Annotated in this window: 14 protein-coding genes; 5 read left to right on the top strand and 9 right to left on the bottom strand. The window is 50.0% G+C overall.

Annotated elements, in window-relative coordinates; translation table 11 throughout:
• Nucleotides 1-3: 3 nt before the first annotated feature.
• Entirely contained in the window at nt 4-357 is a 354-nt protein-coding gene (locus JXQ85_RS01575) for a YbaN family protein (protein WP_421747095.1), read from the top strand.
• A 22-nt stretch (nt 358-379) separates the two neighbouring features.
• Here JXQ85_RS01575 and JXQ85_RS01580 read toward each other — a convergent pair whose 3' ends face one another.
• From JXQ85_RS01580 to hemJ, 7 genes are all read right to left on the bottom strand, one after another.
• The gene (locus JXQ85_RS01580; RefSeq protein WP_421747096.1) at nt 380-1,270 is read right to left on the bottom strand and encodes a ParB/RepB/Spo0J family partition protein; all 891 of its coding nucleotides are present in this window, start codon (nt 1,268-1,270) and stop codon (nt 380-382) included.
• A 23-nt stretch (nt 1,271-1,293) separates the two neighbouring features.
• Nucleotides 1,294-2,097: a ParA family protein gene (locus tag JXQ85_RS01585; RefSeq protein ID WP_421747097.1), complete on the bottom strand. Its 804-nt coding sequence runs from the start codon at nt 2,095-2,097 to the stop codon at nt 1,294-1,296.
• Nucleotides 2,090-2,710, bottom strand: coding sequence for a 16S rRNA (guanine(527)-N(7))-methyltransferase RsmG (gene rsmG / locus JXQ85_RS01590; protein ID WP_421747098.1), 621 nt, complete (start codon nt 2,708-2,710; stop codon nt 2,090-2,092). The genes JXQ85_RS01585 and rsmG overlap by 8 nt, the downstream gene beginning before the upstream one ends.
• Nucleotides 2,707-4,581 carry a tRNA uridine-5-carboxymethylaminomethyl(34) synthesis enzyme MnmG gene (gene mnmG / locus JXQ85_RS01595; RefSeq protein WP_421747099.1) on the bottom strand — a complete coding sequence of 625 codons (1,875 nt, stop codon included), beginning with the start codon at nt 4,579-4,581 and terminating at the stop codon, nt 2,707-2,709. The genes rsmG and mnmG overlap by 4 nt, the downstream gene beginning before the upstream one ends.
• 3 nt (nt 4,582-4,584) lie before the next feature.
• Nucleotides 4,585-5,883, bottom strand: a complete 1,299-nt coding sequence (mnmE, locus tag JXQ85_RS01600) for a tRNA uridine-5-carboxymethylaminomethyl(34) synthesis GTPase MnmE (protein ID WP_421747100.1) — start codon at nt 5,881-5,883, stop codon at nt 4,585-4,587.
• Nucleotides 5,884-5,889: 6 nt separating this feature from the next.
• On the bottom strand, nt 5,890-7,161 hold the full coding sequence (rho, locus tag JXQ85_RS01605; protein WP_421747101.1) for a transcription termination factor Rho: 1,272 nt from the start codon (nt 7,159-7,161) through the stop codon (nt 5,890-5,892).
• Between the two features lie 120 nt (nt 7,162-7,281).
• A complete protein-coding gene (gene hemJ, locus JXQ85_RS01610) occupies nt 7,282-7,731 on the bottom strand; it encodes a protoporphyrinogen oxidase HemJ (RefSeq protein ID WP_421747102.1) in 450 nt (149 codons plus the stop codon).
• A gap of 417 nt (nt 7,732-8,148) precedes the next feature.
• Between hemJ and JXQ85_RS01615 the strand changes: the two genes are divergently transcribed.
• From JXQ85_RS01615 to dnaQ, 4 genes are read left to right on the top strand one after another with little or no spacing between them, the layout of a single operon-like run.
• A complete protein-coding gene (locus JXQ85_RS01615) occupies nt 8,149-8,748 on the top strand; it encodes a Maf family protein (RefSeq protein WP_421747103.1) in 600 nt (199 codons plus the stop codon).
• The gene (locus JXQ85_RS01620) at nt 8,745-9,578 is read left to right on the top strand and encodes a shikimate dehydrogenase (RefSeq protein ID WP_421747104.1); all 834 of its coding nucleotides are present in this window, start codon (nt 8,745-8,747) and stop codon (nt 9,576-9,578) included. Before JXQ85_RS01615 ends, JXQ85_RS01620 begins: the two co-directional genes overlap by 4 nt.
• Nucleotides 9,575-10,168: a dephospho-CoA kinase gene (gene coaE, locus JXQ85_RS01625; RefSeq protein ID WP_421747105.1), complete on the top strand. Its 594-nt coding sequence runs from the start codon at nt 9,575-9,577 to the stop codon at nt 10,166-10,168. The genes JXQ85_RS01620 and coaE overlap by 4 nt, the downstream gene beginning before the upstream one ends.
• A complete protein-coding gene (gene dnaQ / locus JXQ85_RS01630; RefSeq protein ID WP_421747106.1) occupies nt 10,161-10,889 on the top strand; it encodes a DNA polymerase III subunit epsilon in 729 nt (242 codons plus the stop codon). The genes coaE and dnaQ overlap by 8 nt, the downstream gene beginning before the upstream one ends.
• 42 nt (nt 10,890-10,931) lie before the next feature.
• Here dnaQ and secB read toward each other — a convergent pair whose 3' ends face one another.
• Together secB and JXQ85_RS01640 are read right to left on the bottom strand one after the other, a co-directional pair.
• Complete coding sequence (secB, locus tag JXQ85_RS01635; RefSeq protein WP_421747107.1) at nt 10,932-11,444, bottom strand: protein-export chaperone SecB; 513 nt, start codon at nt 11,442-11,444, stop codon at nt 10,932-10,934.
• Between the two features lie 58 nt (nt 11,445-11,502).
• Complete coding sequence (locus JXQ85_RS01640) at nt 11,503-12,009, bottom strand: FxsA family protein (protein WP_421747108.1); 507 nt, start codon at nt 12,007-12,009, stop codon at nt 11,503-11,505.
• Nucleotides 12,010-12,070: the final 61 nt, after the last annotated feature.

Consider the following 12,070-nt stretch of genomic DNA (forward strand, 5'->3'; position numbering starts at 1 on the left):
AATATGCGGTATATTTGGGGAACCATCGGCCTAATTGCAGTAGGCCTTGGCCTTTTGGGCATTATCCTCCCGCTGCTGCCAACTGTTCCCTTCTTACTTCTCGCCGCATTCTGTTTCGCCCGTAGCTCAGAGCGCCTGCACTCCTGGATGATGGACCACCCAACGCTCGGCCCACCGATCCAAGATTGGCAAGACAATGGGGCGATCAGTCTGAAAGCCAAAAAGCTGGCGACGCTTTCGGTTGTCGCCGTATTCGCAATTTCTTGGGTTTTAGACGTAAAAGCCACGGTGCTGATCATTCAGGCCGTGACTTTATCTTGTGTAATGCTGTTTATCTGGACGCGCCCAGACGCATAAAGCGTCTCTAATCCAGCGGAAGTTACTGTAACGTTAGAATACGGCACAGCTCATCCAGCTGTTCCATATCTTTGTATTTGATGGTGATCTGACCAGATTCACCGCCAGCTTTGTGATCAATCGCAACCTTCATGCCAAGGTTGGCAGACAAATCGCCTTCCAGAGCAGCGGTATCCGCATCCTTTGCAGGCTTCGCCTTCTTCGGCTTGTCCATGTCGCCAGAGGCATACTTTTTCACAAGCGCCTCAGTCGCGCGCACAGACAGCCCTTCTTTGACAATCCGCTTTGCAATCTCTTGCGCATGATCAGACGTAATCAGCGCCCGGGCATGGCCAGAGCTTAACTGACCTTCCTCAACAAGCGTCTGAATGTCCTGAGGCAAGTTCAACAAGCGCAGCAGGTTCGCAATATGACTACGGCTTTTGCCAAGCGCCTTGGACATCGCCTCCTGCGTATGACCAAACTTCTCCATCAGCTGGCGATAGCCCGCTGCTTCTTCAACCGGGTTTAGATCAGAGCGCTGAATGTTTTCAATGATCGCAATTTCAAGGACTTCAATATCCGTGAATTCTCGCACAACAACGGGAAGCTCATGAAGTTGCGCTTTTTGCGACGCACGCCAGCGACGCTCACCCGCGACGATCTCGTATTTGCCACCTGGCTTTTCACGCACAATCAGCGGCTGAATAACGCCCTTTTCGCGAATGGAATTGGCCAGGTCTTCCAAATGCTCAGGATCAAAGCGCCTACGCGGCTGATCTGGATTTGGTTCAATTTTCTCAATAGGAACCACCAGATCTGGCCGACGCTGCCCGTCAGCGGTCGTCGCTGTAACCGGCGCCTCATTTACATCTGCCATCAATGCAGACAAGCCTCGGCCCAAACCGCGAGATTTTGATTTACCTTCAGCCATTGCTCAGCCCCTATTTCGTGTTCTTATTCAATTTTACCGAAATGCTTGTCCAACATTTCCCGCGCAAGTGCTCGATATGCATTTGCGCCTTTTGACGTTGGATCATACTGCAAAACTGGCTGCGCGAAAGAGGGCGCTTCAGAAACGCGGACATTGCGCGGAATGCGAGTTTCATAAACAAGATCGCCCAAATTGCTACGCGCATCATCTTCTACCTGCTGAGACAGGTTATTGCGCGCATCAAACATGGTCAAAACCACGCCCTCTATGCGCAAATCCGGATTAGCAGTTTGGCGCACTTCACGCACGGTCAGCATCAACTGAGAAAGGCCCTCAAGCGCAAAGAACTCACTTTGCAACGGGATCATCACTGAATGCGCAGCAACCATCGCGTTGACCGTCAGAAGGTTTAAAGAGGGCGGGCAATCGATCAGGATGTAATCCCAATCAAAGGTATCCATTGCCGTTTGGCGCAGAGCGTCATGTAATAGGAAAGAGCGCTTCTCATTCGACATAAGCTCCATATCGGCCGAGCTTAAATCAACGGTCGCTGGAATGATGCCAAATCCCTCTGGGTCGACCATTTGAATAACATCTTCAAGATCAACGTCATCGACCAGCAGATCATAGGTTGTCAGAGGTCGCTCATCCACCCCTAATCCAGTTGACGCGTTTCCTTGGGGATCTAGGTCTACCAAGAGAACTCGAACGCCTTCTTCAACAAGCGCCGCGGCCAGATTGATCGTTGTTGTGGTCTTACCCACCCCACCCTTCTGATTGGCGATTGCAATGATTTTTGGCCCGCTGCCGCGTACTGGATCAGACACGTTTGATATCCCTGACTTTCAGAATAACTGCACCCTCTAGGGTTCCACTATTAATCACATCAGAGGTAAAAGACCACGATTTCTCAGCGACTTGCACTTCTTTTTTCCAATTCACACCTTTGGGAAAAATCGCCAGCCCGTCAGGCAATAGGTGGCGTTCGGAAAATTCAAAAAGTTTACTTAGATCTGCAAGTGCGCGCGCAGAAATAACTGACGCGGAATGAGGGTCCGCCTGTTCTATTCGAGCCGTAACCACGCTCGCTGAAACACCAGTTTCTCGAAGTACGGTTCTGAGGAAAGTACATTTTCGCACGTCGCTTTCCATCATTGTAACCTGCCAAGGTGAATCAATATCAGCGTTCAGTATTGCAACAACCAAGCCTGGAAAGCCGCCGCCGCTACCAATGTCCAGCCAATGACCACCCGATTGCTCAGTCAAATTAAAGAGCTGAACAGAATCTAAGATATGTCGTGTCCACAGATCTTGAATTGTGGACGGGGAAACCAAATTGATTTTGCCGTTCCACTTTTCTAGAAGTTCCGCCAAAATCTGTAAACGAGCTAATGTTTCACGTGAAACATCTAGCTGCGCCTCAATATTCTTTGGAATCATGCTCTCTTTTCCATGCGCTTGCGCTGCCTGAGCTTAGCGAGAAGAAGAGTCAACGCCGCTGGTGTCATACCATCAACTTTCGCTGCTTGGGCCAAATTAGACGGCTTTGCGCGATTGAGCTTTAACTTAAGCTCATTCGAAAGCCCTTCAATTTCATCAAACACAAAGTCGACCGGTATCGGCTGAGCTTCATCGCGGCGAACAGCTTCAATATCTTTCTGCTGGCGCTGGATATAATTTGAATACAAGGCATCGCGGTTAAGCTGTTCACGAATTTCAGGTTCCACCGATGAGAACTCGTCATTAAGACCAGTTAAGTCATCAAAATCTACTTGCGGAAACGCCAACACCTGAAAGGCAGTACGGCGCTGACCATCGCTATTTACGGAAATCCCCGCTGCATTGATCTGCTTCGGAGTATAGCTGGACGATTCCAAAAGGGATCTCCCAGATTCAAGTTTCTCTAGCTTTTCATCGAACACACGCGCCCGTCTTTCTTTGACGAGGTTCAATTCCTGCCCCATCGGCGTCAATCGCTGATCTGCATTATCAGCTCTCAGCGACAGTCGAAACTCTGCACGCGATGTGAACATCCGGTAAGGTTCTGTAACACCTCGCGTAATAAGGTCATCGATCATCACGCCAATGTAGCTGTCGGATCGACTGAAATGATGCTGCTCCAGGTCCTGAGACGAGCGCGCGGCATTCAGACCTGCGACCAATCCCTGTGCCGCCGCTTCCTCATACCCTGTAGTACCATTGATTTGCCCCGCCAGATAAAGGCCAGGAACATCCCGCAATTGAAGATCTGCAGTCAAGCAACGTGGATCGACATAGTCATATTCAATTGCATAACCAGGCTGCAAAATTTTTGCGTCTTCGAGACCATAGATTGAATGAACATATTCATCTTGCACATCTACGGGCAACGACGTCGAAATTCCGTTCGGGTAAACCGTGTAGTCGTCTGCCCCTTCTGGTTCTAAAAACACCTGATGAGAATTTTTATCAGCAAAGCGAACGACTTTGTCTTCAATAGAAGGGCAATAGCGCGGCCCCACCCCATCGATATGTCCGCCATACATTGCTGAACGACTGAGGTTCTCGCGTATAAGGTCGTGAGTCCTCTCGTTGGTGTGGGTGATTCCGCAGCTAATTTGCCGAGCAGACACCGACTTTGACAAAAACGAAAACAAGACAGGGTCATCATCGCCAGGCTGGCTGTCTAGCAAATCCCATTTGATCGTCCGACCATCCAAACGAGGTGGCGTACCGGTCTTTAAGCGTCCAAGTTTAAGATCGAAACTATCTATTCTTTCTGCGAGTTTGATGGATGGCTTATCCCCAATGCGCCCACCAGGTTTAGATACATCACCAATATGGATCACACCTCTAAGGAAAGTGCCGGTCGTTAGGACAACTGCGTGTGCGTGGATCTCCGAACCATCAGACAGTTCAACTCCTGCGACTCGCTCACCGGACATGAGAAAATCAGTTGCTTCTCCCTCAATGATCGTAAGGTTTTCGCAATTCGATATCTCTTTGAACATTTCCGTCCGATAGATTTTACGGTCTGCTTGCGCCCGCGGCCCCTGAACAGCAGGACCCTTTTTTCGATTGAGCAAACGAAACTGAATGCCAGCAAGGTCGGCAACACGACCCATGACACCATCCAGCGCATCAATTTCTCTGACCAGATGCCCCTTACCCAGGCCGCCTATAGCAGGGTTGCAAGACATCACCCCAATCCCCGACTTGGTCAGGGTGATGAGCGCTGTATGAGCCCCCGCACGTGCAGAAGCATGTGCGGCATCGCAACCTGCATGGCCACCACCAACAACAATGACGTCAAAATGTTTCACGTGAAACACTCCCTACTTACCAATGCAGAAGCTAGAAAAAATTTCGTCTAGCAGGTTTTCAACATCCACACGCCCTACAATCGAATCTAACGCTCGAATCGCAGTACGCAGTTCCTCTGCAGCTATATCATACTGCTCAGGACCGAGGGCGAGCACGGCTTGTCCAGCAGACAGCGTTTCCGTTGCTCGAACCATTGCAATGCGGTGTCTCTCTCGTGTCGCGATACCAAGATTCGCTGTTCGTTTTGAAAGAACATTTTGGATGTCAGAAATTAACTCAGGAACACCGACACCAGTCTTTCCAGAAATCGCGCCAGTCGCATCTGTAAGTGTATCGGATTTTCCGATCAAAATGATGTCATCCGGTTGCGATGTTAACTCAGGCGACTGTCCCTGCTCTACCAGAAAAACACGAAGATCAGATTGCTCTGCACGTTTCTTTGCAAGCTCGATCCCAATGCCTTCTACATGATCATCCGTCTCGCGCAGGCCGGCTGTATCTAGCAAAGTGACGGGCAAACCACCAAGATCCATGCGGACTTCGATCACGTCACGTGTGGTGCCTGCATATTCTGATGTAATCGCTGCTTCGCGACCAGCGATCGCATTTAGCAGCGTAGATTTACCCACATTTGGTGCCCCTACAATGGCAACTTCGAATCCTGTTCGAATACGCTCTGCAGTCTCTACACCATTGATTTGTTTAGATAATTCCTGTGAAACACCTTCTAATAAGGCGTCAACTTCGGGTGTCACATCAACCGGGACTTCTTCGTCTGCGAAGTCAATTGTTGCCTCGATCAACGCAGCTGCACGAATAAGATCGACACGCCACTTTTCCGCAAGATTACCGAGATCACCAGATAAAACACGTAATGCTTGGCGGCGTTGGGCTTCTGTTTCTGCTTCAATCAAATCGGACAGGCCTTCGACCTGCGCGAGATCCATACAGCCATTTTCCAAGGCTCGTCGCGTGAATTCCCCAGCCTCAGCAAGGCGTAATCCTGGCATATCACCAAGGACACGAAGCAGTCGATTTACGACTGCTATGGAGCCATGCGTATGAAGTTCTAAGACCTCTTCCCCAGTAAAAGAATTTCCTTCTGGGAAGTATAATATTAGAGACTGATCCACCCGAATACCTTCGGAATCGCGGATCAATTTCAAAGTTGCTAGGCGCGGTTCAGGAACCTCACCGCAAAGCGCCTTTGACACAGCTTGAACGCTCGGACCGGACACCCGAACGACAGCGACCCCCGATTTCCCGGGGGCCGAAGCCAAAGCAAATATGGTGTCATTGACCAAGGTCATGACACATCACGCATTCATGGAGTCAAAGAACTCGCCATTGGTCTTGGTCTGCTTGAGTTTACCAAGCAGGAACTCGATCGCATCGGTTGTACCCATCGGGTTGAGGATGCGACGCAGAACAAAGGTCTTCTGCAAGTCTTTTGGATCGGTAAGCAGGTCTTCCTTACGCGTACCAGACTTAAGAATATCGATCGCTGGGAAGACGCGTTTATCTGCAATCTTACGATCCAGAACGACTTCACTGTTACCAGTACCTTTGAATTCTTCGAAGATAACTTCGTCCATCCGAGACCCAGTGTCGATCAACGCTGTAGAGATGATAGTCAAAGAACCACCCTCTTCGATATTACGTGCCGCACCGAAGAAACGCTTAGGCCGTTGCAGCGCATTCGCATCCACACCACCAGTCAGAACTTTACCTGAAGAAGGCACAACAGTGTTAAAGGCCCTACCAAGTCTTGTGATGGAATCCAATAGAATCACAACATCTCGTTTATGTTCCACCAAACGCTTGGCTTTTTCGATCACCATTTCGGACACAGCTACGTGGCGTGTTGCTGGTTCATCAAAGGTAGAAGAGATCACTTCACCCTTTACAGAACGCTGCATGTCGGTGACTTCTTCCGGACGTTCATCGATCAGCAGAACGATCAGATAACACTCTGGGTGGTTCTTTTCGATGCTGTTCGCGATGTTCTGCAGGATCACCGTTTTACCCGTACGCGGTGGCGCAACAATCAGGGAACGCTGACCTTTACCAATCGGCGCGACCAGGTCGATCACGCGGGCGGATTTATCTTTGATGGTTGGATCTTCGATTTCCATCTTCAGGCGCTCATCCGGATACAGCGGCGTTAGGTTGTCAAAGGCAATCTTATGTTTCGCTTTTTCAGGTTCTTCGAAATTGATCGAAGTGACGGTTGTCAAAGCAAAGTAACGTTCTGCGTCGTCAGGCGCCTTGATCACGCCATTGATGGTGTCTCCGGTCCTCAGGCTGTGTTTGCGGATCATCTCTGGGCTGACATAGATGTCATCTGGACCCGGCAAGTAGTTCGCTTCAGGGGACCGCAGGAAACCAAACCCGTCTTGTAGAACTTCCAGCACGCCTTCACCGGATACTTCCCAACCCTCGTCTGCGCGTTCTCGCAGAATTTGGAACATCATTTCACCCTTCCGCATCGTGGAGGCGTTTTCGATTTCCAATTCCTCTGCCATTGCCAGCAGATTTTTCGGGCTTTGTGCTTTCAATTCAGAAAGCGCGAGTTTGTTCTCGGACATGCGTAAACCTAACGGGCCCTAAAGGCCGCGAATTCAAAGATGTAAGTCGGAAGACACTTAGCCCGGACGGGCCAGTTGCTAGCAGAAATAGGCGGATTCCCCAGCTAAGTCAAACCGCGATCAAAACTTCACAACGACCGAAAGAACAATGATCACCATCAAGACTGTCGGGAGCTCGTTCATCATTCGATAAGCTTTGCCATTGAGCTTATTCTCAGCCCGTACGAAGTCCTTACGACGCGCCATAAGCCAATGGTGAAACCCTGTCATCAAAATCACTGCGACAGCCTTCGTGTAGGGCCATACAGCGCTCCAATCGACTATTCCTGGGGTGAAGACCAGTAAAAGACCAAAAAGCCACGTAGCGATGCTTGCTGGGCCCATGATGTAGCGAAGAAGCTTGTACTCCATGATCTGGAGCGTCTGATCCAATTGATCACCCTTCTTTGCTTTCTCTGCGTGATACACGAAGAGACGTGGCAAATAGAAAAGTCCTGCCATCCAACTGATCACTGCCATGATATGGAGCGATAGGATCCAAGGATAAAGCGTTGCGAGAATATCCGACATGTGTGTGTTCCGTCCGAACTGATCCCCTCTCTAAATAAATAATATTATTTAAAAAGGAAGATGATTTGGTAGGGAGATCAATTTCTGTGGATTACTGAGTTCTACGTTACTTTTCCACAGTTTGAAGCCGGTGGGAAAGTTAAATCTCTCAAAGGTCTGCAAATTGTATTTTCTTTTTTCTGTATTTTGAATCAAGTGTTTAGTTTGATATTATATTTAGATGAGCTGTGGATAACCTGTGGGATGAATCTGACTGTGGACGATTCCATCACCGTTTTGATTTATCCCTATCCACGCGGGAGGAATCAGCGGGAAAAACTTTAAACGGGTGGAGTTATCTACCGCTTGCGGCGGGCTTCGATTTACCCGACAAATCATACGCAAGTTATGGCACCAATTATCCAGCGGGTTATCCACATGAGCCAACCATTAATCTTGGCAAGCGGGTCAAAAATCAGGGCAGAAATGCTGAAGAACGCAAATGTGCCATTTGAGGTGCTGACCTATCCTGTAGACGAAGAGATGATCCGCATGAGCCTTGATGCCGAGGGAACATCTCCACGTGATATTGCGGATTCTCTGGCTGAAGCGAAAGCACAAAGAGTAAGTGCCAAGGTGCCAGGCGCTTTGGTTTTAGGCTGCGATCAGGTGCTGGACTTTGAGGGCGAGGTTTTTTCCAAGCCAAAAAACAAAGATGACGCGCGGGCGCAACTAAAACGGTTGCGAAATAATCGTCATGCCCTGCTGTCGGCTGCCGCTATATATGAAGACAACAAGCCGATTTGGCGGCATGTTGGAATGGTCCGACTTCGGATGCGCGATTTCTCGGATGAATTTCTGGATGACTATGTCGAACGGAATTGGGATGAAATTCAACATACCGTGGGCTGCTATCAATTAGAGGCCGAAGGCGTGCGCCTATTCACGCGTGTCGACGGCGATTATTTTACGGTTTTGGGAATGCCGCTGCTTGAGCTGCTGTCCTACCTGACCCTTCGAGGAGATTTGAAACGATGACATTGCCAAAGGTTCCTCTGGCCGCCGTGCTTGGCCATCCGATTGCGCATTCTAAATCTCCGATATTGCATGGCTATTGGTTGAAAGAATATGGGATCGACGGACATTACATTCCGATGGATGTAGCGCCGGATGATCTAGAAGTTGTTTTGCGCAATATGCACAAAATGGGGTTCGTCGGGGCCAATGTGACCATTCCGCATAAAACCCGTGCTTTGGAAATTGCTGATCAAGTGACGGATCGTGCGACGCTGATTGGTGCTGCAAACACCCTTATATTTCATGAAGATGGTAAAATTCTTGCTGACAATACAGATGGTTACGGGTTTATTCAAAACTTGCGTCAATCTGCGTCGGACTGGGATCCTGAATCTGGGCCTGCAGTTGTTTTAGGCGCTGGCGGGGCTGCGCGCGCGGTTGTTGCGTCTTTGCTGGATGTAGGAGTTCCTGAGATTTTTATCACCAACCGGACCCGTGTTCGGGCGGAACAGTTGCGTGATGATTTCGGTGCGCGTTTGAAAGTGATCGAATGGGTGCAGGCCGGTGAGGTCATGGAAGATGGCGCAACGGTTGTGAATACAACGTCTTTGGGGATGGCAGGAAAGCCAGAGCTAAAAGTCTCTTTGGATGGTTTGCGTGCGGGTAGCCTGGTGACGGATCTGGTTTATACGCCGTTGCGCACGCCGTTTTTGGATGAAGCCGAACAACGCGGTTGCGTGACAGTTGATGGTCTTGGGATGTTGTTGCATCAGGCAACGCCCGGATTTGAGCGCTGGTTTGGCCCACGCCCAGAGGTCACAGATGAATTGCGCCAGGTGATTTTGGGATGACCTTCAAGCTTGGTCTGACGGGGTCGATAGGGATGGGCAAATCCACGACGGCGAAGATGTTCGCCGACTTGGGTTGCGCGGTTTGGGATGCGGACGCAGCAGTCCATCGGATGTATGCCGAAAGTGGTGCAGCTGTGGAACCAATGCGAACTGCCTTTCCAAGTGCCATTGTCGATCAGGCTGTATCTCGGAATGCACTGAAAGAAATCATTTCTACCGACGCCTCAGCGTTGAAAAAGATCGAACAAATTGTGCATCCACTCGTGGCGGCAGACCGGGATCAATACCTTTCCGAAACCAGTGCAGAGATCACAGTTTTGGATATTCCTTTGCTCTTTGAAAACGGAACCGAAAAGACTTTGGATGCTGTCGTATGTGTTTCTGTTTCGCCAGAAATTCAAAGAAAACGCGTGTTGGCACGTGGCACCATGACAGAAGTGCAGTTTGAAAACATCCTGTCTAAACAGATGCCGATTGCTGACAAAATCGCCAAATCTGATTATGTGATTGAAACAGATACGCTGGATCATGCGCTGGTGCAGGTGAAAGCGGTGATTGCAGATATTAAGCAAGGGTTGGCCAATGCGTGAAATCGTTCTGGATACGGAAACCACAGGTTTTGATGCTGAAGGCGAGGACCGGATTGTTGAAATCGGGTGTGTGGAACTTTGGAACCATATGCCAACAGGCGAAACCTATCACGTCTACATCAACCCGGAACGGTCCATGCCTGAAGAGGCCTTTGGAGTTCACGGGATTGGCCCGGATTTGCTTGAACCACCGTGCCAGCCAGAGCCGGGTCAGATTGTGCTGCGTGATAAGCCCGTGTTTGCCAAAGTTGGTCAATCCTTTGTAGATTTTGTCGGTGACGCAAAAATGGTGATCCATAATGCGGCCTTCGACATGAAATTCTTGAATGCCGAACTCAAACGCATGGGGCTGGCTACGCTTCCAATGGAACAGGCCGTCGATACGCTGGCGATGGCACGTAAGAAATTCCCCGGTGCGCGCGCGACTTTGGATGCGCTCTGTTCGCGATTTGGTATTGATAACAGCAACCGGACGCTTCACGGCGCGTTGCTTGACTCTGAAATTCTCGCCGAAGTTTACTTAGAACTGATTGGTGGTCGACAGCCAGACTTTGCGCTTGCTTCGTCGGCTGGAGCATCTGGCGGTGCTGCACAAGATGATTGGCGACCAACGGCACGACCAAACCCCCTCTCCTCGCGTTTGACCGAGGATGAAAAGGCAGCACATGCTGAATTTGTCGATGGCATGGGGGAAGAAGCGCTTTGGACAAAGCTAGGGTGACGTCCCCGGATTGGACCTGATCCACCGAGGACATCGAAAGATTTAGGCGTCCAGTTTTTGTTCGCCTGCTGCGGCCTGACGGCGCGCGATTTCGCTACGATACAGAGCAACAAAGTCGATTGTTTCCAGGTTCAGAGGCGGGAAGCCACCGTCACGAGTCACGTCTGAAACGATGCGACGCACAAATGGGAAGATCATACGTGGGCATTCGATCAGCAGGAATGGGTGCAGCTGTTCGTCAGGAATGCCTTCGATTGAGAAAATACCGACATAGTCCAGTTCCAGCACAAACAGGGTCTCATCACCGTTTTTTGCTTTGTTGGTGATGTTCAGTTTGATTGCGCACTCATACTGGTTTTCCTGGGTGCGTTTTTTCGCATCCAGATTGACCTGCACCTGCACGTCTGGCTGAACGTCGCCTTGAATGCCCTTTTGCGCGAGGATGTTTTCAAAAGACATGTCGCGCACATATTGTGTCATGACATTCATTTTGATCTGAGGGGCTTGTTGCGGTGCAGCCGCTGCGCCGCCGTTTTCAGGCGTGTTTTCAGCCATGGTTATCTCCGAAAATATCTAAATTTGCAGCAAGGCTTAACAGAGGCCGGGGGGGGCCTCAATGCTTTGTCCAGCCAGAAGGTCCACGCGTTGGATCATGGGTAGGCTTTTTTGACGTATCAACCTCTGCAAACTCGCCATCGATGACGTTTTCATCCTGCTGGGCATGGCTGCGAAACTGCATGCCTTGCGCGTTTCCGCCCATGCTGAAGCTTTGCGCGTTGATGCGTTTGCGGGCGTATTTCATGATTGCGACGCGTACCGGCGGCATCAGAAGCGCAAATCCAACAGCATCGGTGAAAAATCCAGGTGTCAAAAGCAAAGCGCCTGAAAACAGGATCATTGCCCCATGTGCCAAAGGTTCTGTGGGGTCATTGAGTTCACTAAAGGATTTGCGCAAGTCGCCCATCGCCATTGCGCCTTGTGTGCGAACGAGCCAAGTGCCCAAAACGGCTGTTAAAACCACAATCGCTAGCGTCGGGAATAGTCCGATCGCACCGCCGATTTGAATGAACAAACCGATCTCGATCAACGGTACGGCCAGAAAGGCCAAAAACAACCACATGTTCTAAACTCCTTGTCAGCTTGCGCGTGTGGACTTGACTGCGCGTGTGACATACATAAGT

Source organism: Cognatishimia sp., assembly GCF_049116455.1.
Lineage (GTDB): Bacteria > Pseudomonadota > Alphaproteobacteria > Rhodobacterales > Rhodobacteraceae > Cognatishimia.